The sequence below is a fragment of the Tunturibacter psychrotolerans genome (assembly GCF_040359615.1).
GTDB classification, from domain to species: Bacteria; Acidobacteriota; Terriglobia; order Terriglobales; family Acidobacteriaceae; genus Edaphobacter; species Edaphobacter psychrotolerans.
In genome coordinates, this window is sequence record NZ_CP132942.1 from 3,639,249 (window position 1) to 3,663,204 (window position 23,956).

A 23,956-nucleotide genomic window follows, 5' to 3' on the forward strand; every position below is an offset into this window, starting at 1 on the left:
CATGTCACTTCAACCTATGATGCCAGAAACCAACGCAACAGCAGATAATCCCAGAACTATCGGCCATGTCGAAGAGTCCAACGCGGCACGATCAGCATCGCGGCTACCGCACCGACTACACCTCCAATCACTGTCTCCCAGCCCCTCGATGCAAGCAGCCTGAACGAGTGATCTCCGGCCGCCGCCATAGTGACGATCAGCGCAAAAGCAAAGGCGGCACATGCTACGTCATACCGCTCTGGTAGCGCCATCGCGTAGACAATCATGGCAACTCCCGCCGCCACCCAGACCACCAGCGGCGCACGGTCGGCTACCGGAAGACACAGAAGCCCAAGCGGCACCCCTATCATCGTCCCCACAATCCGTCGTCGAACCCGTTCGATCGTGCCAGCCGCGGAGCTCGCGATAACGTAAGTGGATGCTGTAATCGCCCATGCGGACTCTGTCAGTCCTATGGCATCATTCAATGCGACGATCAGCACCGCAGCCGCCGCAGCCTGCAAACCCATAAACAATGCCGGCAGCTCATTCTTCTGTGAATCTCCCGGCATAGTCGTCAGCAAAACGGCTGGATGTTCAGCTGGGCCACTCAGGAGTCGAGGAACGATTGCCCCGACAGCACCAATCAATCCTGCAACCCCAACCATCCTCACGTCTGCAGCCGTTAGCCCCAATCCAAAGGCGAAGAGTTGGCCAAGATAAATTTGAGATCCTATCCCGGCGCCAAGAACTCCGTACCGCTTCAGATATCCGACCAAGAAGGCACCGGACGCAAGAATAAGCTCCGCACCCGGTCGACCCGTCCCTATCACCAGTGGAGTCAGACCAATCATCAACATTGCGCCCAGCACTCCGGCTCCGCACAACAGAGCAAGATCGCGGCTCGACTCACACCGAACGATCCGGGCCTCAGACACACTCGCCCACAGAGCAAATCCACCGGCAAGAAAGGCCAGTGACTTGCCGCCTTGCAGCCCCTGCAAGATCGACGGCACCGTGCCCAATAACGACGCAATCCCACAAGCCGTGACCAGACGAAGTCCCTTGATACGACGGTGCGTCCCCGGATCGATTCGTTCGATCCATGCCACAGCTCTCGATATCATTGGCAGACGACGACCGTCCACAACGTCTGACGAATGATCGCGACCCTGGAGATCCTGCCCGCTGGTTTCCATCGAATCGTCCTCACAGAAATCTCGAGAATCGATCCAAGCGTACCATCGGGACCGCACCCGACAGTCACACCAGCGCTAAGCACCTAATCGCCCTAGGCTTTGAGGGGAACCTGTCGAATAGCCTTCACGATATCTTCCAGATTTGTTTCGAGGGCAAAGTGCCCCGTATCCAGCAACTGAACCTTCGCGTTTGGAATGTCACGCCGGTACGCTTCCGCTCCCGGTGGAATGAAAAAGGGATCGTTCTTGCCCCATATGGCCAGCGCCGTGGGCTTGTATTTGCGAAAGTACTCCTGGTAGAGGGGATACCGCGCCACGTTGTTGCGGTAATCGTACTTCAGATCAATCTGAATCTTGTCATTGCCTGGTCTGGCTAATATTGCGGTATCGAGCCAGTAAGCCTCGGGCGCAACCAACGATGGGTTCGAAACACCGTGCAGATACGCAGCCCGCACTCCATCGAACGTAAACCGTTCCCGTATCGCATTGCGGTTAGTCTCACTCGGGTCCTTCCATAGGGCACGGACCGGGCGCCATGGCCCTTCACCTAAACCTTCCTCATAGGCATTGCCGTTCTGCGAGATGATAGCTGTCACCCGCTCCGGATAGGACAGCGCCAGGTTGAACCCTACGGGCGCACCGTAATCGAAGACGTAAAGCCCAAACTTCTTCAACCCAAGCGCATCCACAAACGCCTTGATTGTGTTCGAAAGGCCAGCGAAGGAGTAATCGTAGTTTCGCGCTTCCGGAACCACAGTGAAGCCGAAAGACGGCATGTCCGGAGCAATCAGACGGAACTTATCCGCAAGACGTGGCATCAACTGCCGAAAATAATGTGATGAGTTTGCGTAGCCATGCAGAAGAAGCAGAACCGGAGCGTCTACCGCACCTGCCTCCCGATAGAAAACCTGCACACCATCCACGTCTATCGTACGATAGACAACCTCGAACGAGGCCGCCCCAGATCGCGATTCAGCAAACAGCGGCATCCTCATCCCTCCGTACAAGCCAGCCGCAACAACTGCACCGCCCGACATCATCGATCTCCGTGAAATGCGGTATCTGTGTGCAAACTTTCCCTCAGTACCCACGATTCGCTCCGCTAATGAGATGCACTGCCCCTGGAAATGGAGTTGAATTCTATGATCGAGAAATCCACTCATTTCAAATGGCTATAAAACCTTAACCGCATCCAGCAGAATTTATTCCCTCCGCTCTCGAATTTCCAAACCAAACGATAGGCAAAACAAAGCCCCGAAGGGATGGTCCCTCCGGGGCTCATATGCATTCTGCAGATTGGCTAGTTCCCGGCTGGCAAGCCCGGCTGTGCCTGCTGCTGCTTCGAGAATCTCACAGCGCCGCCCTTTTCATACTTCTGTGTCAGCTCGCCGATGTACACGCGGAAGATCTCCTCCCGCTGCTCATTCAGCAGCTTGTCCTTGGTTGCATTGAAGCTCTTCGCAATGTCGTCGGCCGTCGGCTCCTGCTTGTCGGTCACGCTGAGAACCACTCCAACCCGCCCTGCATTGATTGGCCCTGAGATCGTACCCTTCGGAAGCGAGAACGCCACCGAACCCGCGCCGCTCATCGCGCCAAGATCCGGGACCTGACCATCCTTGCCCACCAGGTCGCTGGTCTTCAACGGAACGTTCATCTCTGCGGCGGCCTTCTTCAGATCGTTCAGCACCTTCGCCCGCTCGTCCAGCTTGTTCAACTGCGCGCTCAGCAACTGAGGAACCTGCTGCTCACGATAGTCTTCGAGGATGTGTGACTTGTAATCTGCAAACTCCGGAGCGTGCGCTGGCTTTACATCGGTCACCTGGAACACAGCGAATCCATCACCAGTAGCAACCGCCGCCGGATCCGCACCCTTGACCACTGAGAACGCCTGCGTCAGTAGCGGAGAACCGTCAGCAAGCCCGGCAATCACGCCGTCCTTCGCAACGAAGTCCGTTGTAACCGTATGCAAACCCTTCGATGCAGCCGCCTTTCCCAGACCGTTCTTCTTCGCATCTGCAGCCAGCGCAGAAGCGAACGTCTGCTCTGCCGCGCCTACACGCTGCTGTTCGAGCACGGGCACGATCTCTGCCTTCACCTCTTCCAGCGGACGAAGATGCGCCGTCTTCTTATCTTCCACCTGCAGAATGTGGTATCCAAACTGAGTCTTGATCAAATCCGACGTCTGGCCAACCGGCAGCGAAAACGCCGCCTTATCAAACTCCGGCACCGTCTTGCCCGGATCCAACCAGCCAAGTTCGCCACCCTGCGTCTTGCTGCCCGGGTCGTCTGAATTTTTGCTCGCCAGATCGGCAAAGTTCCCGCCGCTCTTGATCTGCTTCAGGATGTCCTCGGCCTTCGTCTTCGCAGCTGCGTCGACCTTCGCATCAGAACCCGCAGGCACCGCGATCAGGATATGCCGAACCTTCGCCTGTTCCTTCACCTGGTACTGATCCTTGTGCGCGTTGTAGTACGCCAGTACGTCAGCGTCTGAGATCTGCGGCTTGCCACCCGGCAGGTTCGACGCATCGAACGAGACGTACTCGATCTTCCTTGTCTCAGGAACAGCGTTCGCATACTTCGCAGCGTTCGTCTTGAAGTATGCCTGCAGCTCCGAATCCGAAGGATTGATCGTCTTCCGCACATCGTCGGCCGAGATCACCGCATAATCGAACTTCACCTTGGTCCCATCGACCTTGTAGGCCTCGCGCACCGCATTATCCGAGACAGAAACTCCGCCCGTGATCAACGCCTGCAGCCGGTTCAGCTCCATGTCGCTCTTCACCTGCGACTCGAAATCTCCACGAGTCGTCTGGAACGCGCTCTGCACAAAGTTGATATAGGCATCGTCGCCGATGTACTGGCCATTCGGAAACAGGTACTGCGCAAACGGTCCCGTCTGCAGCTCGCGGCGCAGATCCTCATCGCTCACCTGCAGGTTCATCCTGTCGGCCTCGTGCTTCAGGATTGCCCGCTGGACCAGAATCTGCCCTGCGCGCGGCAAAAAGTACGGCAGCAAGGCATCCGGAAAGTGCTGTTGCTGCAGCTGCCGGCTCGCCAGCTGATTCACTTCAACTGTCTTGATCGGAGTGCTCTCCCCAAACACGCGCCCAAAATAACCAGGCTGCTTCACCGTCGCATACACGGACGAGTCACTGGTCGTCGCGTTATCAAAAATGCCAGGCACCAGCGTAATCACCATCGTGATCACGGCAAATCCAATAATGACGGCGAAGATAATCTTCGTGATGCGGTTGTCCTGCTGCAGAATACGAATCATGCTTGACTAAAACCTTCACTTCGCGCGAAAGCCGCTTCCCTCACAGGAAATTTGGCTGCGTGCCCGGGATTTTGCGTGACCTTGCGGGGAGGTCTTTCGACCAACGCCACGCCGGTTGCAGGGCAAGCGACAAGTATAAATCACCAGCCTCTGGAATTCATCTTCCGCCAGCGCCCTGCAACGCAAGTGTCCATCTTTGGACGATTCGCTTCGCATATGGACACCTTCAAATTTCGGTAACATCTCCACATCAAGCTAACTGACTGACAGAACAAGGACTTCACCCAAACCCGCTCCGGCATTCCAATTGCTTCACGACTCATAACCACAGCTCTCGCGAGGATCCGTATGCGCACCTTTTTTAGTGACCTGAAGATTGCTATTCGCCACTTGTCGAAGTCCCCAGGATTCTCCGCAACCGCCATCCTGATGTTGGCTCTCGCCATCGGTGCAACCACCGCCATCTTCTCGCTCGTTGAAGGCGTACTCCTCCGCCCCCTCCCCTTCCCTGACCCCAGCCGCCTCGTAGTCCTCTCCGACATCCTCAAAGGCCTGGACACCGGCGGCGGTAACAATGAAGCCGGTGTCACCGCGCCCGACATCCGCAACTACAGCCGTGATACTCACAGCTTTACCAGCCTGGGCGGCTACCACACCACCAGCTATGAGTTGTCTGGCGTGGGCGAGCCCGCCAATGTCAACGCTGCTCGCATGAGCAGTGGCGTATTTCCTGCCCTCGCCGTCCAGCCGCTCATGGGCCGCTTTTTTACGAAGGAGGAAGATGATCAGCATCAGCAGGTCATGGTCCTAAGTTACTCAACATGGCAGACCCGGTTTCAAGGCGACCCCAACGTCCTCGGTCGCAAGGTTCTACTCAATCGCAAGCCCTACCTCATCATCGGCGTCATGCCACGCAACTTCGAGTTCCCCCTGGTCCCCGGCCATCTCAACCGCAGTGAGTTCTGGGTTCCCATCAGCTTCGAACCGCAGGAACTCGGTACCGGCTCGGCCTCGTGGAACTTTGAGATGGTAGGCCGCCTTAAGCCGGGTGTCACCATCCCTCAGGCCATAGAAGATGCCAACGTAGTAGCCAAAGAGACTGTCCGGAACTATCCCGCCTTCATGGCCGGGTTCAGCATCACCTCCACCGTTCGGCCGCTCGACGAAGAAACCGTCGAAGAAGCGCGGCCTCTCATTCGCACTCTCTTCCTCGCTGTTGCTGTCGTTCTTCTGATAGCGTGCGCGAACCTTGCCGGCCTTCTTCTGGTCCGCTCCATCCGGCGCCGTCGCGAGATTGCCGTCCGTCTCGCACTGGGCGCCAGTTCATCTACCCTGCTCTGGCAGGCGATTCTGGAAAGCCTCGTCCTCAGCGTTTCCGGAGGAGTTCTAGGCCTCATTCTTGCCGCCATTGCGCTTCGCGTGGGCATCCAGGCACTTCCTGAGACGTTGCCACGCATTAGTGAGATTGGCCTCGACTGGCCTGTCGTCGCCTTCGCTCTCGTCCTGGCAATCGTCACCGGCATTGTCTGCGGCCTCGCCCCCGCCTTCGCGGCCATCCGCACCAGCGTCAACGACACTCTCAAAGAAGGTGGCCGAACCGGCACCTCAGGTGGAGGCCACGCAAGACTTCGCTCGGTACTGGTGATCTCCGAGATCGCCGTCGCGCTCGTTCTTCTCGCCGCCTCCGGCCTTCTGCTGCGCAGCTTCGAGAAAATGCGTCAGGTCGATCTTGGCTTTCAACCAGACCACACACTAGTCGCCAGCTACAGTCTTCCCAAAAAACAATATGGAAACCAGACCGCCGTTAACGAGTTTAGCCATGAGCTCATCGCGCGCCTGCAAGCTCTTCCGGGCGTCAAAAGTGTTGGTTTGACCACCTTCCTTCCCGCAAGCGGTCAGAATTCTAGTAGCGCCTTCGTCGCAGAAGGCCACGTTCTGCCCCCAGCCGCAGGAGGGCTCGATCTGGGAACATCCATATCCGTTCAGGGCGACTACTTCCGCGCAGTTGGGATTCCACTGCTCAAGGGGAGGCTCTTTACCCCCGATGACAATGCAAACCAGCCACCTGTCGTCATCGTCAATCAAATGCTCGCGCAGGAGTCCTGGCCCGATCAAAATCCCATCGGCAAGAGATTCCGCATCGGCTCTGAGACGATGACCACGCCGTGGGCAACTGTAGTCGGAGTAGTCTCGGATGTAAAAGAGAACTCACCCGATCTCCCGCTGAAACAGCAGTACTACAAACCTGTCGAACAAGAGGAAGCAATGGCGGGATCGCTTGGCTCCCCGGACGACATCAACGGCAACGGCGGATACATCGCAGTGCGAACGTCGATGGCTCCCGAACAGATGGAGAATCTCTTGCGCTCCACCGTGCACTCTATCGATCCGCAGCTTCCTCTCACGCAGGTCCAGAGCATGGAGCACGCCCTCTCAGACACGGAAGCTCCACGCCGTTTCAACACGGCACTGATCTCCTCCTTCGCCATTATTGCGGTGTTGTTGGCAGTCCTGGGCATCTACAGCGTCATCGCGTTTTCCGTTGCGCTACGCGTGCAGGAGATGGCAATTCGAATGGCTCTCGGATCTCAACGTGCGGGAATTGTTCGCTTGGTAGTTCTATCAGGTGCCAAACTCGCAATCATCGGTTGCGCGATTGGTCTGGTAGGAGCCTTCGCCGCCTCCCGCATTATTAAGACCTTCCTCTTCGGCGTCAGCGCATTCGACCCCATCGTGCTTACTCTTGCGACACTCTCGCTCCTGCTACTGGCGCTAGCCGCATCTCTGCTTCCGGCGCGTCGCGCAGCCTCCGTCGACCTCACCCAAGCACTACGATCCGAGTAACGAAGGAGTTTCCTGAGGGTTCCAGAACGATAAAGTACGGAACCCTCACGTAGCCAGACTGGCGCAGTTACTGCTTCGCCACGCCCGTGGAACTCGATCCAGCTGGAGCAGGCATATAGACAATCACCTCACCGGGCCGGGTGTAATGCAGTTCCTCGCGCGCTTGATGCTCAATCGCATTGGGATCGCTCTGCAGCCGCTCCACATGCCCCTTCAACAGATCATTCTCCCGCTGCAGGCTGCGCAGCTGGCTGTCCAGACTCTGTGCATCGTTCCGTTTCTGTTGGTAGACCGTCAGTCCGTTTTGCCCAAAGATAACGTGATACCCCATCGCCACCGCAAGCACCGCTGCCGCGCCGGTAGCGACCTTCCGCCACCCCAGCCGGCCTCGCTCATACAGACGCACGATCGTGCTCGACCGCTTCGGTACCGCGCCTGTTGTATTCAAACGAGTCATCCCAATTTCAGTACAGACTTCGCTCTCACCACCGTCAAGTGGAAATCCCCAATTCCCACAGGCACGTACCTACTTCATACCGCCTTCGGATACAAAGCTGTAAAAAAATCGATCTCCACACCATCCGAATCCACGCTGATGACCGAATAACCTGCACGAACTCAGCCGCCTTGTTATCCTTCTTGTGTGGAACGTGCAATCTGACGCTCATCCTCAACACCTCCACCGAAGCTCAAAAACACGAAAGCAATCACAGCGCGAAAGGATCTCCCGCATGCAATCCGCCACCTCCTCTCAACTCGGTCTCACACACCGCACCGGATCGCTTCAGGAATCTCTCTCCGGCAAAGTCGTCCTTACCGTCGCAGCGAGTGCCTTCGTAGCCATCTGCGCGCACATCTCTTTACCGCTTCCCTTCACACCCGTGCCCCTCACCCTGCAGAACTTCGCCGTCATCCTGATCGGCATGTTGCTCGGTCCCGTAGCCGGCTTTTCCGCGATGGTTCTATATCTGGCCGAAGGCGCGATGGGCCTCCCTGTCTTCACTCCACACAGCATCGGCGGCATCGCTCACCTGCTCGGTCCCAACGCAGGCTACCTCTTCTCCTATCCTCTGGCTGCGGCAACCGCCGGGTGGGCTGTCCGCGCCATGCAGCGCATCACCACTCCCTTCCGTGCCGGCCTCGCAGCCGCATCCCTCGCCAGCGCGCCCATCTTCATCCTCGGAGCAGGCTGGCTCGCACATCTCCTCCACACCAGCGCCGCCGCCACATGGACCATGGCTATCGCCCCGTTCCTCCCCGGCGAGATCGTCAAGATCACCGCGGCCGCTGGCATCTTCAGCTCAATCAAACGCTGGCGCAAGTCCTAACGCGACCACCCAGCCGCAAGCAACCAAACTTAGCGCAGAGCCACTCCCCACTGCGCATCACACACGCATCACGAACACCGAAGGAAGCATCATGATCACCGCAAGCACCGCAATCCAGGAAATCAGCATCGCCCACAGCCCCGACTCCGACGACGCCTTCATGTTCTATGGCCTTGCCACCAACAAGGTCCGAGTCCCCGGCTACAAGTTCACCCACACCCTCACCGACATCGAGACCCTCAATCACCGCGCCATCAACGAGGCCTTCTACGACGTCACCGCCATCTCCTTTCACGCCTACCCGTATTTGCAGGACAAATACACACTCATGTCCTGCGGCGGCAGCGTCGGCGAAGGCTACGGCCCAATGATCGTCGCACCCCGCAAGCTCTCTCTCGATGAAGTCAAGAAGACGCGCATCGCGGTCCCCGGCACCCTCACTACCGCTTATCTCACCCTAAAGCTCTTCGCCCCCGAGATCGAAACCGTCACCGTCCCCTTCGACAAGATCATCCCCTCCGTCGTCGCGGGCGAGTTCGACGCCGGCCTCATCATCCACGAAGGCCAACTCACCTACGCCAACGATGGCCTCATTAAGCTCCTCGACCTCGGCCAGTGGTGGCGCGAACAGACCGGTCTCCCCCTCCCCCTCGGAGGCAACGCCATTCGTCGCTCCCTTGGCGCCGAAACTCTCCTCACCACCACCAACGCCCTGCGCGACAGCATCCAGCACGCACTCGACAACCGCGAAGAGGCACTTGCCTACGCCATGCAGTTCGCGCGCGACCTCGACCCCACGCTCGCCAACCGCTTCGTCGGTATGTACGTCAACGAGCGCACCCTCAACTACGGCGAAGACGGCAAAGACGCCATTCGCAAACTCCTCGCCATGGGCTACGATCGCGGCATCATCCCCCACCGCGCCAACGTGGACTTCATCGGCTAACCCGGCCGGTTCATAGGCACTCCAGCATCAGCGTATTACTCAAATACTTTCATCCAACTCACAGCTTGCAGGCCTGTTTTACGCTGCAAGCTGTGTTATCTTTAACAAGTCGGCTGATTGAGTCCTGCCTGCAACACCCCATACAAAGACTCTCACCGATCTCCTTCTCCAGGAGAAAAAACCAAATGGACGCGTAGCTCAGTTGGTAGAGCATTCGACTCTTAATCGACTGGTCGTAGGTTCGATCCCTACCGCGTCCACCACCTTCAAATCAATAACTTATGAAGCACGGGCTCAACATAAGCCGTAGATATTATGGTGAAAATTGGGGTACCCGAACAGCTTTGCTGCAGGCTGTCTCAAGCTCTCTATTTGGCTTGGGCGAACATATTTCGGGTAGTGAGCTTTCAGGATAGGTGATAGCCAGGCCCTTCACATCAGACTTTAAGCGGCGGCGAGTCGCAAAACATGTCTGAAAAGATCCGATGTGACGACAGAAGCGGTAACGCCCGGGACGTTTTCTTCCGCGAGGTCTGCCAAGGTGTGGCCCGGCGGCATTTCAAGAAAGAGGTTACAGCCCAATTCCTCCGCGACTATCGTCGCATCATGCCAGCGAACTCCGTGGGCGATGTTGTCCGCCAAATCCTTTGCTACTGCCGACGCGGAGCGCACAGCTCGTGCATTCACGTTCGCAATATAGGGAAACTTTGGCGCCTTTAGCTGCATAGAATTTAACTGAAGCCGAAGTGAGTCGGCAACGGATGAAAGTAGAGGACAATGGGACGGCACTGAAACGTGTAGGAGCTCAGCCTTCCTGGCACCGTGCCGGCGGCCCTCTTCTAAAACCTTCTGCATCCCTTCTATGGAGCCTGCAATTACGATCTGCCTCGGTGCGTTGATATTTCCTACGAATACCGGAGACGCGGCCGTGTGTACAGAATCGACAATCGCCGTAACCTGTCGCTCATTAAGACCGACGACGGCAGCCAATCCGTATCCGACTGGATATAGCTTTTCCATTTTCTCTGCGCGGGAACGAACCAGAATTACCGCATCTTTTAATGAGATCGCCTCGGCGACGACTGCTGCTGCAAAAGCGCCCACAGATAAACCCGCAACCGCACAACAGGTAACACCACCTCTCTGTAAAGCTCTACCTGTGGCAACTCCAGAAGCGAGAAGAGCCAACTGAACCGATACCGTCGAATTCAGTGCCTCAGGCGAATCCAACAGACGAACATCGGACCTCAATACGTCGCTGATCTCATCGAGTGTCAATTGGACGGCAGGATCATCAACGAGTTCATGAAGCATTCCAGGTCTCTGTGCTCCTTGTCCCGGAAACAAAAATGCAGTATTCACGTTAGCTATCCTCTCCATTCGACAGATTCCAAGGATTGGAGCCGAGAATGCGGCCGTCACTCGTGCGAAGCAGAATCTTGCGAGGCGAGGTTGTCGCGAATTCCTCCAAAGAAAAACCACAGAACGGCGTTTCTACCAATGCATCGACCTTTCCCGGAGCACTACTGATCATGCGCCACAAATCCTGTGCTTCTGTAATCTCGAGTTTTCCAGGCGCGAAAAGTATGAAGTCTAAATCACTGTCAGCGCGGACAGCCGGTATCCCTGAGGCCAGTTCATAACCCACGCTCCCGCCCGGACCCCAGTTCATATCTAATCCTACGAGGTGGCTTTCGAGATGAGACAGGGTTCGGAACGCCTGTAGTACCCGGCGTGAATCCTCTGCGAGCATCAGCCGCAACTGATCTGGCGGCCGAATCTCTAACACTTCACTCAAACTTGTGAATCCTGCGCAGCGTTCGTGCCTCTGCGCTCCGCGCACTCCCACGGGGATCAATCCATCTGAGATGCGGCCTCTCCGCACAACCACCCAAGGGCGCTGCTTCGGATTGAGATATCGGCATGCTGGCTCCCCTTCAGCGGACTTGATCGTCGAATTCGTTCCTAGGAGAATGAGATCGTGAACATGCAGCGCGCAGACCATGGATCGCCTCATAGATACTTCGTTAGTACGAGCATCCAGCCAGCCAAAGAAAATGCTCCTACGCAATACGAAGCAATCAGCCCCGAGCTAGCGGTTTCAGGAGTTGCATTAAAGCTCTTTCCAAAAACAAGACCGAAGAACCCACCCGGTATAGCGCTGATAAGCGTGATGTCACGGACTTCAGCATGACTCATATGAAAGAGCTCAGTAATTCCAAGAGCAAACAAGGGTTGAATTAGGACAATTGCAGCGGTTGCCCAGGCGACTTTCCGATCAAAGCGAAACGTCTGGGAGGAGACAACAACCCCGGTAAGAATCAAAGCTGATCCTGATGCTGCGCTCCCAAGAATCGTTAATGACCCATCAACATAGGACGGTAAATGTAAGCCGAAATAAACACTCCCCAAAGCCAACACAGGAGCCCACACCACAGGACGAGTGAATGCCCGAAGAAATTTGATCGCAACCGCTTGAATAGAGACGCCCTTTCCATCGGACGTTTTGTCGGACTCGAGCAGCGCAACGGTTAAAGGGGAGATCGTGATCGCTCCGACTGCGATTGATAGAGCAGCTGTGACTCTTGAACTGGGGCCATACGCATTGGTCAGCAACGGCAAAGCTACGGCCGCGGAATTCGGAAAGCCCACTGTCAGTGCAAGAACAGAAGCATCGGAGATGGACATTTTGAGACTTTTTCTTGCCCAGATATAACTGGCAGCATACAAAGCCACAAATACCACAGCGATCATCACGGCGGATTCCGATTGTTCTCGTAGCACACGCCAGGATGTGCTGCTGATCGTGGAAAACATCGCACATGGGATGGCGAAGTCCATCACTAGCACGATTAGATTTCGAACATTCAGGTTGTCCATGACTCCGCGCCGGCCGGCTATATATCCCAAAAGCAGGCCCACGAAGATAGGGAGCAACGCATTAAGAAGAATCGAAGTCATTTCAGCCTCTTACTCGTTGAACCACTGCGCTTCAAGGGCAGCTCGCACCGCAAGGGTACCTCTCCGCGTTGTTTTTGCGGCGTCTGACTCCCACCTGTTACTCAGATCAAGCTTGCCATTACGTGCATCGGCAATCGCTTCAGTGATTGCTTTTCTCACTTCGGCAACCTCACTCGAAGTCGGGTGTTGTGGGTCGTCGGCGTGCAACAGCTTGCACAGGAGGCCGAGTTTGGCATAGTCCCGGACGTCATACGACATAGGAGCGATCTCGTGTCCCAGCTTTTCGAGTTCCGCAACGGATCTTCTCGTAATCCTGGCTGCCGCCTCCTTATGCATTGCATGGATCACAATCCCAGCATCGTCAAATGCCAAAATGCGATTGGCTTGGTAGCCATGAGTGAGAAATCCGCCGCTAAAAGCTTGGCCGGCTACCAACGAAATAACGGGATGTCCCGCCACCCTTGCCGATGCGTATGCATCTGCCGATGTAGCCGCCGCGAAGAAGATACCGGCCGTTTCCTCCCGGCGCCCGTAGGCCTGGCTCTTGACGTCAATGATTGCGATGATGGGACGCTTCGCTTCACGAGGTTTATCGCGATCTTCCGCGATAATCGCTCGAACGTGGGTTGCGAGAGTGAATGCTTCTTCGAGTCCAACCTGCCCGTCGCGGACACAAGGAAAGCGGCTGTTCTTGTCAGGTACAACGCAGAGGAAGAGGGATGACTCATTTTCAACAGCCGCGGTTGTGGCCAGTACGGAGTTCGGATCACCGCTATTCGGTGTGTCGCTTCCGGTCAGGGCTTTGAACCATGCTCTGCCGCGCAATCCAACTTGTTCATTCATCGCACACCTCCTTTTGTGTTAGCCCACTGTTGCCGTAATGTTGCCGGATCTATCTGGTGGGACGTATTAATCGCCGCTATACGAGCGCGATAGAGTTCCACCTGCTCGGTCCGGTGCTTTTCCGGTACGCCTTTGTGGACACAATCACGAACTGCCGCGGCTATCTTGTTGGCATCATCTTCGACGAGCGAATCAGCGAGTCCCATGCCGACGCGTTGTTCTCCGCCATGAATTGCCCATATGAGCGCTCGATCGGAAGAATCAAACTCATCGATACCAGACTCCTGCTCAATCACCTCGGGGCCGTTCAATCCAAGCCGGGCTTCGCGCGTCATGATTGTGTAGCTGGATACGCCCGCTACAAGAGACATGCCTCCGAAACACCCGACAGTGCCAGCAACGATTGTGATCACCGGGGCATGCTGACGAAGGGCGAGAGCTGAAGAGATAATCTCAGCAACAGCAGCCAAACCAAGGTTCGCTTCCTGAAGGCGCACACCGCCTGTTTCGAGCAAAAGCACTGCAGCTGTCGGTCTCCCCGCCTCGGAATCCTTCGTTGCGAGATCCAGGGCGGCGGTCATCTTGGCGCCCGATACCTCGCCGACGCTGCCACCTTGAAAGGCCCCTTCAAACGCAATGGCGACTGCTGGGGATCCGCCGATTTTTCCCTTGATCACGATGCAGCCATCATCGGATTGTGGAGCGATGCCTTGCTTAGCAAGCCATGGAGACTCGATGCGATCGAAGGGACCGACGAGCTCCCTCCAGGTACCTTCATCAAAGAAGCTCTGAGCACGGACACGAGCGTCCAGCTCGATAAAGCTCTTACGGTTGACGAAATCGGGAATGAGAGTTGGCGCGTTCATTGCTCTATCACCTCCACTGCCTGTTCGAGACGAAGCAACACACTGCCGGGTGTTGCGCCGGCATCGTTAATGTAGATACGGACCGCCCCATCGAACTTCGAGAAGAACCGATCGAAGACCGCCTTCCACGCATCGCCAAAGCCGTTGACGCTGGTCGTGATGAAGACACGGGCTCCCTCCTCACCATTCGGTTCGAGAAGGACCTCCATGTCGCCTGAGCCCACTACACCGACGTGCGCTCTCTTGGTGATGAGACGTTTCGCCTCAAGATAGTTAAACTCAATTTTCTCCATCGTTTTCCTCCACTAGACTGTTGTCCTTTTCCACTCGTTCGAGACCGCGTTCGAGAGCGTCCAGAAAGAGTGTGGCCGCGAGAAGATCCGCGCTGCCGCCGGGAGAGATGCGCAGACTGACAAGCTCTTGTCCGAGTGCGATCAATGCTGCATCTCCTTTTGGGCTTCCCGGGCCGCCAACCTTGATGACACGAGCGGCACCCTCGTGGACGATCTTTTGTGTCTCCGGCCCCCCTCGATAGAGAACACAGGTGTCATCGAGATACAACATGATCGAAAGCAGAGCGGCGAGCCGACTGTCCCGCTCTGTTCGGCCGTTTTTGCGAGCTGCCTTGAGTGCAGGAAGCCCGATTTTGACGACGTGCGGAAAATTCACATAGGCTTCGCCGCGAGCGCCGGTAGCCCCATATCGTTCAAGGACGACATCGCCATGAGATACCGCCTGCGGTCTTGCACGATCGGGCAAACGAGCGAGATATCCTGCAGACTCGGCTACAAATTCCGGACTGGAACCCTCGCTCAGACTTGCGGCACAAACCAGTAGCCCCAGAACCCAGATTGCGCCTTTGTGCGCATTGCTGCCTGAAGTCGCGCGAAGCATCGCTACTTCGGCCTCTCGGCCAATACTTGCAACCACAGCACGCAGGCTGGTATCCATCGGAACGTCGGCGGATGCCAGGGCCATCCGGGTAAAGTAGGGCGCAATCGCTTCGGCAGATCTCCTCATTAGTTCGAGCGACAGATCCGAATGTGATCCTGAGCCTCGACCATCAACCAGGCCCGGTTTAGGCGTCAGTTCTGCTTCAGCGATCAACGATTGCCAGGCGAGTTCTGAAAGCCACTCAGACCGGGCCAATGCGTCGAAGCGCTTAGACGATCTCGTGATTGGTCTTAGCTGTGCCATTACCAGCTCCTGAACTTGGCCGGCGGGTTATAAAGACCACCAGACCATGCGACCAGGTCTTCCATGCTCCTGGCAGCGAGTAAGGACCGGTTGGCTTGGAGGCGATGGACTCCAATATCTTCGGGAAAGGCAACAATGCCGCGATGACGAAGATCGGCTGTCTCATTGGCCTTTGCCTTAAGGCCGACAGGGCTGATACCTGCTACCGCAGCCAAAGCCCGGCGGCGCTCTTCAACGCCTTCGGCTTTGTAGAGATAAGCAATCCCTTCCTCCGTCACAACATGGCTAACGTCCTGGCCATAGATCATGATGGGTGCGATCGGCATGCCGGCCTTCTTGCCTACTTCAACTGCATCCAGAGTTTCGACGAAGGCAGGCTCGCCACCTTTCGCGAAAGTTTCAAGCGTCTGAACCACCAGCTTGCGGCCTGGGAGAGTTGGGTCCGCATTGGTCTTGAGATCTAACCAAGCCGGTGACGAATGGCGGCGTCCATGCGGGTCATGTCCCATATTCGGCGCGCCTCCGAAGCCTGCAAGGCGTCCGGTCGTTACCGTAGAGGAATTGGCATCCCCGTCCATCTGAAGCGTTGCCCCAACGAAGGCATCCACGGCGTACTGACCAGCAAGCTGACAAAGAACACGGTTGGACCGCAGGCTGCCATCCCGGCCAGTGAAGAAGACGTCGGGGCGAGCACGGATGTATTCATCCATTCCGACTTCACTTCCGAACGAGTGAACGCTCTGAACCCATCCGCTCTCGATAGCCGGAATCAGTGTGGGGTGCGGATTCAGCGCGAAGTGTTTGCATATTTTTCCACGAAGTCCGAGAGACTCTCCATAGGTCGGGAGAAGAAGCTCAATGGCGGCCGTGTCGAAACCAATTCCGTGATTGAGTGACTGGACCTGATGTCTCTCATAGATGCCGCGAATGACCATCATCCCGGTCAGGATCTGCAGATCGCCGATGTGGCGGGGATCGCGAGTAAAGAGAGGTTCCACCGCGTATGGCTTGTCAGCTTCGACAATGATATCGATCCAGGAACCGGGGATGTCGACCCTTGGCAATGTGTCGACGATCTTGTTGACCTGCACGATCACAATCGCGTCGTGGAAAGCGGCGGCCTCAACAATCACCGGGGTATCCTCAGTGTTGGGGCCTGTGAACAGATTGCCTTCTTGGTCCGCCTGCTCTGCGCAAACCAGTACCACGTTCGGGATGAGGTCTACGAGTAAACGGGCATACAGTTCGACGTACGTATGAATGGCACCGATTTCAAGAACACCATCTTCGAGAAGTTGCGCGACCCGCAGGCTCTGGGGACCGGCAAATGCGAAATCTACCTTTTTCGCGATGCCCAACTCAAAAAGCGTTAAATGCTCCGGGCGACTGATGCTTGAGATGATGAGGTGAAGATCATGAATCTTCTTTGGATCTACCTTAGCGAGAGAACGCGAAAGAAAATCCGCCTGTTTTTGATTGTCGCCTTCCATGACAATCCGGTCGCCGCTCCGAATCACTGTTTCGAGAGTTTCGAATATTCTGTTTTGCGCCAAAACCGGACCTTTCATCCATGGCTTTACGCTCTCTAGCAGACGTCGCTTTGTGTCCCGTCTGGTCGTCCATGAGGTTCGCGGATGTGTCAGTGTTCGGTCACTCATTCAACTTCTCCTTTCCGATACACAACTATTGGAGTACTTCCCGCGTGATTATGATTGTTGTAGGTCTGTATCAGCGTGATAAATGTTACCAATCAGACAGGCTACAGAAGTACGACAAATCAATCCCTTCAACCGCCGCGTTGACTGTCCCCGAAGTTCACACAGCGAATAAGAAACACCATTCAGTGAATGGACTTGTGTCATGGGACAGGGGAACGGAAGTTCATGCTTGAATTAAGGGCGCCGCGGTGCACGGCTTGAGCTGGGGTAATCGGTGGCCGAGATGCATCGAGCCTGCGAGGCGACCCCCAATGTTCACTTCTGGCGGCGTAAGCGCGCCAGTTTGGGCCAGGGCGTTCACCGGCCCGGGCCGGGGCCGGGCAGCATGCCGAGGGGCAGCGGAGGCTGCAGGCATTGATTACCCATGGCTTGTTTACCCTCACTTCGAAAAGCAACTGAAGCTGGCGACCCACCCATCCCGCTGGTAGGTTGTGTCAATTAGCTTTCGCCTGCGGGGCCGACTTTTAATCGCTGGCGCGAGTGGGGTCAGTCAGGCCGGGTGGAAATTCGACTGGTATAGTCTCAAACCTTATTCGCGATTAGGATCGTCGGATGTTGCTAATCACTGTGATTAGCGAACACAATCAGGGCTCTATCGAGCGCTACGAATGGTGCGGATGATTTGATACTGACGCATCATTTACGACGATGAAGTCTTTTTATAATCGTGATAGCGTCAGCTGATGAGGAAGCCGCATGGAATTCCGTCACATCCGTTCATTTTTGTCAGTCGCTGAAACTCTCCACTTCGGTCGGAGCGCTCGACTCCTCAACGTGAGCCAGCCTGCGCTTAGCCTTCAAGTCAAAGCGCTTGAGGAAGAGTTGGGTGTGCAACTGCTAAGTCGAAACCGACAAGGCACGGTGCTTACCGAGGCTGGGGAGGCGTTTCGGGAAGACGCTGCGGTCGCTCTGGAGAAACTTGAATTTGCTAAGAGGAAAGCTCAGTGGGCGTCAGCAGGCAAACTCGGCCATATTCGCATCGGTTTCATATCAACTGCTGGTTTTGAGATCATCCCGAACTTGATGCGACGCTTTCGGAAAAGCTATCCCGATGTTGAATTTTCGATAAGAAATATCTTGACGGGCCCTCAACTGGAAATGATCGACAATGGTTTGTTAGACGTAGGCTTTCTTCGTCTTCCCATTGAAAATCGCAAGGGGATCGAGGTGACAAAGGTTCACAGGGAACCATTTGTCGCGATCTTACCTTCATGGCACTCGCTTTCCGCCAAGAAAGAGATTCGCCTGCGCGAACTCAAAGGAAATCCGTTTGTCATGTATGCGCGGGAGTATGCTCCTGGATTCCACGATCTCTTGACTGGAATTCTGAGCAACGCTGGAGTCGTCCCTAAGGTGGTCCAAACGGCAGGAGAGATGCCTACACTTATCTCTCTCGTCGATGCTGGCGTGGGCGTCGCGATTGTCCCAGCATCTGTCGCAAAAAGAATCGTCTCCAAGGTGGTCGTGTGCTCGATTGCGGATCGACTGCCCGAGTCCGAGATTGGCTTGGCCCTCGCGCGTCATAACAGTGCAGCAGTTGTACGCCGATTCTGTGAATTCGCTCGGACGTCGCTGGATCATTGATACGCCGATATATTCCATCGACTACATTGGCCGGCGCACAGGCATTCGATCCGAACAGGCCTCCCGCACCGCGACTCCGGAGGAGATGCAGCAACTCTTCAGCGTCGCAGCGAAGTAGGAATTCTGGCTTGCATCCCTGTCGAGAATGCGGCGATTGGCATCTCCCTCCGGTAGTTATAGCGGATGGCTCGAGGGCACATTGTCGTGGAGGGATGTAGGAGGGATTTCACACTAACCCGCAGGGACGGGGCGCGCCGCCATCTTAGCGAAGGCATTTCAACGTACCATAGCAGCCTCGAGCCAATTGAACTCGGAATCATATTGCCGTAGACACTTCCACGACTGCGGTAGGCAGAGTGAAATGAAACGTGGCGCCTCGTCCCTCGTCGGATGTGGCCCACAAACGGCCACCATGCGATTCCACGATGGAACGGCAGATCGCCAGGCCCATGCCGCTGCCTTCAGGTTTAGTCGTGAAGAAGGCATTGAAGATTTCGTCCGCTTTTCCGGCCGGCAATCCTACTCCGGTGTCGCTGACTAAGATCAGCACTTGACCGTCCTCGCCTCGTCCCCTCCTGACCGTGAGCACTCCGCCGGTCTCCTTCATCGCCTCGATACCATTCAGCATGAGGTTCATCAGAACCTGCTGCAGCTGCACCCGATCCGCCGCGACTTTGGGAAGATCGGCGGCAAGGTCAGTACGAATAGAAACGGCATACTCGTTGGCTTCGCCCCGCAGCAGCCTGACCATTTCGCCGATGACTTCATTTATCGCGACCAACTCCCGTTTGGGAGGTGCCTTCTTATACAACGAGCGCAGACGGTCGATGATCTCCGAGGCAAAGGCGCCCGCCTCGACGATTCTTTCCGTCCCTTTGCGAACTTGCGCCAGATCTGGCGGGTCGCGTTGAAGCCATCGCAAAGATGCCTTGGCATGATTGGTTGTGGCCGTGATGGGCTGTGCGAGTTCGTGCGAGATGGAGGCGACCAGTTCCCCGAGGAGGCTGACCCGATTGGTGTGTGCAAGGTTGGCCTGTAGCTCTTCCGCACGCTTGCGATCTTGAATGTCGGTCGCCGCACCATACCATTTCACGATCTTTCCTCGCTTGTCCCGCAGCGGCACGGCACGCCCCAAAAACCACCGATACTCCCCGTCCGAGTTGCGAACGCGCATCTCGTCCTCGAACGGCTCACCACTGACAAAGCTTGCGCCCATTCGTCGTACAATTCGATCGCGATCTTCGGGATGAATAGCAATTTCCCCGACTTTTTCCGCTTTCCCCAACTGCGAGAGGCCGGTATATTCAAGCAAGCGTCGATTCACAAATTGAGTGACTCCGTCGGGTCCAGTGATCCACGCCATCGCCGGAATGGTTTCAATGGCTTCGCTAAGTTTTCTTTCCTCCCGTCGCAATTGTTGCAATCGGAGTTGATGCAACCCCCAAAGGAATGCCAGAAACGCAGCCACAGACGACAATCGGAACCAGTAGGTTTGATAGTAGGCCGGGGCGACGTTGAAAGCGATTGCAGTTTCTGGCCCGTTCCACAACCCCTCGCTGTTGCTGGCGACTAGCCGGAATCGATAGTGGCCGGGCCCAAGGTTCGTGTAAACAGCCTCTCGTGCTGCAACCGGCTGACTCCAGCTACTGTCGAAACCTTCGAGAAAATATCGAAAGCGAATCCTCTCGGGCACCGCGAGACTCAGCCCCGTGTATTCAAATGTGATTCGCCTGGGAGATGGAGGAATTTGAACGAAGGCGGCGAGATTTGCGGTGGTGTTATCGGCGGTGATCGTCTCGATGTGTGGCAGTGCGGGAGCTGAGTTGTCATTGATCTGGGATGGACTAACAACCGACAAGCCACTTCTGAGTGAAAACCAGATCCTGCCCGCTGAATCCGAGACCACCGATGGGCTCCGCTTCACTCCTTCAGTGCTGTCGAGACCATCAGCCTGGTCATACTCGTGAACATCGACTGCCTTCACAACATCACTTAGCAGTTTGTCGCGAGGAACGCGCAAAACATGATGCGAGGTCGCAATCCAAAACCTTCCGCTCTTGTCGTCCGCCATTCCGAGGATTTGTTCGCGCAAAACGTCGGGCGACTCATTGGGAACTTGAAAATGATTAGAGGTAAAAGATGCAAGACCAGCAGACGTTCCACTCCAGAGAGTTCCGGATGAATCCTCGAAAAGACAGTTCACCTCCGGGGAAGGCAGCCCCTCTACTGTCGTATAGGTTCTCCATTGGCCGTTTGAAAAAGAACTCAGCCCGGCAGGTGTGGCAAACCACATTGCACCATCGCGGGTTTCAAGGATGGACGAGACGGTATTCGAAGCGAGGCCGTTGGTCGTCGTGTAAGTGGTGAAGTGCCCATCTTTGAATTTGCTGACGCCGCCATTGAGTGTGCCGGTCCACACAGAGCCATCGCGGCTTTCATAAACAGCATAGGCACTGTTTTGGGCCAGTCCGTTTGCCTCTGTATAACTCTGGCTCGCTATCGCACCGTTGCGAAATTGTAGACGAGTCAGTCCGCCGAGTTGACGTCCGGACCACACCTCATCTGCCCGTCCGCTGATGGAATAGACGACCTCATTTCGTGGTATTGATGTAACGGGTTGAGCTTGTCCATTCTGGAGAACATACAGCCCGCCGTGAGCAGGAGCCAACCAGGTGCGGCCCTCCGGGTCGACATATACAGGGCCATTGTGTTCGAAGCGACGATCGGTAACAGATGAATAAGTCACGAACGCACTGTCCCGAATACGGCCTAGCCCTCGCCCACCTCCGATCCAGAGATTCCCTTCGCGGTCCTCGAACAGAACGTTAATCCCACCGTCTCCGCGAAGCTCATTCTCTTCAGAGAACGAAATACCTTTCGCGTTGATGCGCAGTAGCCCGCGCGTCGTACCCACCCAGATATTCGAATCATGATCGCGCAGGAGGCTCAAAACCTGAACATCACCGAGGAACGACGGCAATTCAAACCGGCGAAAGCGTGTGCCGTCTCCGTGATACAAGCCCGTGCCGGTGCCGACCCACAACTCGTCACTGCCGATCGCCACCAGACAATTGATCTTTCGGTCGGGCAATCCCGCGTTGACCTGGGTATCTCGCCCGCCTGTGAGAACGAAGAGGCCATCGCCGAGTGTGCCCATCCAAATCTTGCCGTCGGCTGTTTCTGTCATGGAGATTACTGGCGGTGAAGAGGATCCCAATTTCTGAACGTCGTCTGCCATGTAACGGAATGTCCCTTGGTCAATGCTCGAAACCAGTACTCCGTCGTTGTTATCTTTTGACAAGGCGGTGATTGCGTCTTGACCGTGTCTGACGCTCTCAAACTTGCCATCTTTTTGGCGTACAAGATCGGTGCCCTGCGGACGGATCCACAGTTGTCCGCTGGCATCCGTAAGCAGTTGCAATATGGGAACGTTCGAAGCGGTGGCGAAAGGAAAAGAGACATGCCTGAAATTAAAGCCGTCGAACCGTATCAGGCCACTGTCGGTTCCAATCCAGAGGTATCCATCTGCGGTTTGCGATATTCCGTTGATCCCGCCGCCGGGAAACCCGGTTTCGGTAGTCCATTGTTCGCGGACATACTGCGAAGGCAGACGATTAGGATCGAGTGCATGTGCAGCGGGGACAAGGCCCGCTAGCACAATTCCAATAAGAGTCCGTCGAGTTTGCTTCGTCGAACAGATCACGGGAGGTACTCGAAACTATCAATTATGACCTCATTTTCGCTTTTCAGGGGGATTTGGCCTTGACGAAATACATACAAGGCGATGCGCACCGATTCGCCCTCCGGAGACGGTACACCGGAGGTAAACACATGCTGGTTAATGACACGGCCGCCGCCGATATTGCCCGATCCTGCTACTGTCGAAAACGTTACTTGCCCCGGTTCCCAGCGGAAGGAGTGCGTGTAGACACCTGGCGGCACCCGAAACGTAACGATATTAGCTGGAACGTAATAAGGCTGCACAACATAATGTACGTTGTCGTTATCAAGGCGTCCCCAATGACCGAGCTCGACGTCCAACTCGCGCCGATTGCTCTCTGTGCCTGCGCCGTCCCATGTGATTAACGTGAGAACAGCAGAAGGTTCAAGATTAGAGGTATCGCGCACCTGAAATCTGTATGTTCCGTATCCCAGGCTGCGCGTGAGCTTCACTTCTGCCACGGCCCACTTTCCCGGGCTTCCCGAGATGCGAAGATGGAGTGCACCTCTTTCGTCCGTCCAGACGTTCGAAGGATCGAAAAAATTTCTTGCCCCAGCGTGAAAAATTGGACCCGCGCTCGTCGTCCACTCATAACCGCTAAAGTTCAGTATCTTTGGCGACGGGAGTACCGGGGCTGTGCCTTCCCCGTTCACGACTGCCAGCGTCACCACGCCATTGCCGACGATCGGTAACGATTCAATTTGTTCAGGCGGGCTGTAGGTGGGATCAACCAGCAAAGCGGCATATTCTATTCCCAAGTGGACTGAAGCTTTCCACCGGCCGTCAGTTTCGATATTCGTAAACGGCTGACCTGATTGCCGGCACACACCCCATCGTCCATCTGTCTTTGCGTACAACACGATTCGCTGCCCGACTCGAGTCCCAGTGGCGCGACCTTCGGCCATGCCTGTCTTGTAGTCACGTTCGAATATGTCTGTCTTGTAGGGATCCTCCTGATATGCGACAGGGACCATGCTGAAAGCAACTGTCGGAGGCGAAGTTTTTGATGAAGAGTGACATCCGGTCAGCACAAAGTACAGCAGCAGCACCGACAAGGTTGCGGGACCTGCGACTAAGTGCGGGCGCGACATCATCGATCTCCGTCACAATCCGAGGTAAGCGGCATTACGAGCAGCAAGCTTACCAAAACCAAAACGCGTCGTGCCCGTTCGCACCTGGTGACTTCTGACCTATTGTGCATTGTTCTTACTCCCGGCGTCACCCGTGTCCATCTCGCGATGACGCTGCTCGGAAGACCGTTCCTCGAAGGGAAACATACTGAAGACCCGGTGGCCTCTAAGTGAGAAGTATCACGTACTGTTACCGAATACGTGCCGTACCCGAGACTGCGATTTATGAATATTTCTGCACACGACCACCTGCCCGATTTCTTCTTGATCTGTATGTAGAGCGCGCCGCTCACATCGATCCATGCGTTTTCACGATCGAAGAGGTTGATCGTGCCTCCCATGTCATTCGCTATCATGCGAACA

18 protein-coding genes and 1 tRNA gene are annotated in these 23,956 nt (G+C 55.8%); 5 read left to right on the forward strand and 14 right to left on the reverse strand.

The window, feature by feature from the left end:
- Positions 1-56: 56 nt before the first annotated feature.
- From RBB77_RS15100 to RBB77_RS15110, 3 genes are all read right to left on the reverse strand, one after another.
- Positions 57-1,091, reverse strand: a complete 1,035-nt coding sequence (locus RBB77_RS15100; RefSeq protein WP_353062569.1) for an FUSC family protein — start codon at positions 1,089-1,091, stop codon at positions 57-59.
- Positions 1,092-1,270: 179 nt separating this feature from the next.
- Complete coding sequence (locus RBB77_RS15105) at positions 1,271-2,167, reverse strand: alpha/beta fold hydrolase (protein ID WP_353062570.1); 897 nt, start codon at positions 2,165-2,167, stop codon at positions 1,271-1,273.
- 311 nt (positions 2,168-2,478) lie between these two features.
- The gene (locus RBB77_RS15110) at positions 2,479-4,455 is read right to left on the reverse strand and encodes a peptidyl-prolyl cis-trans isomerase (RefSeq protein ID WP_353062571.1); all 1,977 of its coding nucleotides are present in this window, start codon (positions 4,453-4,455) and stop codon (positions 2,479-2,481) included.
- Between the two features lie 348 nt (positions 4,456-4,803).
- Between RBB77_RS15110 and RBB77_RS15115 the strand changes: the two genes are divergently transcribed.
- The gene (locus RBB77_RS15115) at positions 4,804-7,299 is read left to right on the forward strand and encodes an ABC transporter permease (protein ID WP_353062572.1); all 2,496 of its coding nucleotides are present in this window, start codon (positions 4,804-4,806) and stop codon (positions 7,297-7,299) included.
- Between the two features lie 67 nt (positions 7,300-7,366).
- Here RBB77_RS15115 and RBB77_RS15120 read toward each other — a convergent pair whose 3' ends face one another.
- Positions 7,367-7,756, reverse strand: coding sequence for an FtsB family cell division protein (locus tag RBB77_RS15120; RefSeq protein WP_353062573.1), 390 nt, complete (start codon positions 7,754-7,756; stop codon positions 7,367-7,369).
- Positions 7,757-8,030: 274 nt separating this feature from the next.
- Between RBB77_RS15120 and RBB77_RS15125 the strand changes: the two genes are divergently transcribed.
- The 3 genes from RBB77_RS15125 (at position 8,031) to RBB77_RS15135 (ending at position 9,836) form a co-directional block, all read left to right on the forward strand.
- On the forward strand, positions 8,031-8,627 hold the full coding sequence (locus tag RBB77_RS15125) for a biotin transporter BioY (RefSeq protein ID WP_353062574.1): 597 nt from the start codon (positions 8,031-8,033) through the stop codon (positions 8,625-8,627).
- Between the two features lie 91 nt (positions 8,628-8,718).
- Entirely contained in the window at positions 8,719-9,573 is an 855-nt protein-coding gene (locus tag RBB77_RS15130) for a menaquinone biosynthesis family protein (protein WP_353062575.1), read from the forward strand.
- A gap of 187 nt (positions 9,574-9,760) precedes the next feature.
- Positions 9,761-9,836: transfer RNA gene (locus RBB77_RS15135), tRNA-Lys, on the forward strand.
- Between the two features lie 181 nt (positions 9,837-10,017).
- Here the strand turns inward: RBB77_RS15135 and mdcH are convergent.
- The 8 genes from mdcH to mdcA are packed head-to-tail and all read right to left on the reverse strand — an operon-like array spanning position 10,018 to position 17,098.
- Positions 10,018-10,935, reverse strand: coding sequence for a malonate decarboxylase subunit epsilon (mdcH, locus tag RBB77_RS15140; RefSeq protein ID WP_353062576.1), 918 nt, complete (start codon positions 10,933-10,935; stop codon positions 10,018-10,020).
- Between the two features lies 1 nt (position 10,936).
- A complete protein-coding gene (locus RBB77_RS15145; protein ID WP_353062577.1) occupies positions 10,937-11,590 on the reverse strand; it encodes a malonate decarboxylase holo-ACP synthase in 654 nt (217 codons plus the stop codon).
- A complete protein-coding gene (locus RBB77_RS15150) occupies positions 11,587-12,534 on the reverse strand; it encodes an AEC family transporter (RefSeq protein WP_353062578.1) in 948 nt (315 codons plus the stop codon). The genes RBB77_RS15145 and RBB77_RS15150 overlap by 4 nt, the downstream gene beginning before the upstream one ends.
- Before the next feature lie 9 nt (positions 12,535-12,543).
- Entirely contained in the window at positions 12,544-13,377 is an 834-nt protein-coding gene (gene mdcE, locus RBB77_RS15155; protein ID WP_353062579.1) for a biotin-independent malonate decarboxylase subunit gamma, read from the reverse strand.
- Positions 13,374-14,243 carry a biotin-independent malonate decarboxylase subunit beta gene (locus RBB77_RS15160; protein ID WP_353062580.1) on the reverse strand — a complete coding sequence of 290 codons (870 nt, stop codon included), beginning with the start codon at positions 14,241-14,243 and terminating at the stop codon, positions 13,374-13,376. The genes mdcE and RBB77_RS15160 overlap by 4 nt, the downstream gene beginning before the upstream one ends.
- A complete protein-coding gene (locus tag RBB77_RS15165) occupies positions 14,240-14,536 on the reverse strand; it encodes a malonate decarboxylase subunit delta (RefSeq protein WP_353062581.1) in 297 nt (98 codons plus the stop codon). Before RBB77_RS15165 ends, RBB77_RS15160 begins: the two co-directional genes overlap by 4 nt.
- Entirely contained in the window at positions 14,523-15,440 is a 918-nt protein-coding gene (locus RBB77_RS15170; RefSeq protein ID WP_353062582.1) for a triphosphoribosyl-dephospho-CoA synthase, read from the reverse strand. The genes RBB77_RS15165 and RBB77_RS15170 overlap by 14 nt, the downstream gene beginning before the upstream one ends.
- Positions 15,440-17,098 carry a malonate decarboxylase subunit alpha gene (gene mdcA, locus RBB77_RS15175; protein WP_353062583.1) on the reverse strand — a complete coding sequence of 553 codons (1,659 nt, stop codon included), beginning with the start codon at positions 17,096-17,098 and terminating at the stop codon, positions 15,440-15,442. The genes RBB77_RS15170 and mdcA overlap by 1 nt, the downstream gene beginning before the upstream one ends.
- A 756-nt stretch (positions 17,099-17,854) precedes the next feature.
- On the opposite strand from mdcA, the gene RBB77_RS15180 reads away from it, so the two are divergent.
- Complete coding sequence (locus RBB77_RS15180) at positions 17,855-18,742, forward strand: LysR family transcriptional regulator (RefSeq protein WP_353062584.1); 888 nt, start codon at positions 17,855-17,857, stop codon at positions 18,740-18,742.
- A gap of 316 nt (positions 18,743-19,058) precedes the next feature.
- Here the strand turns inward: RBB77_RS15180 and RBB77_RS15185 are convergent, their stop codons facing one another.
- Both RBB77_RS15185 and RBB77_RS15190 read right to left on the reverse strand, forming a co-directional pair.
- Positions 19,059-22,400, reverse strand: a complete 3,342-nt coding sequence (locus tag RBB77_RS15185) for a two-component regulator propeller domain-containing protein (RefSeq protein ID WP_353062585.1) — start codon at positions 22,398-22,400, stop codon at positions 19,059-19,061.
- Positions 22,401-22,441: 41 nt separating this feature from the next.
- Positions 22,442-23,557: a hypothetical protein gene (locus RBB77_RS15190; protein WP_353062586.1), complete on the reverse strand. Its 1,116-nt coding sequence runs from the start codon at positions 23,555-23,557 to the stop codon at positions 22,442-22,444.
- Positions 23,558-23,956 lie beyond the last annotated feature (399 nt).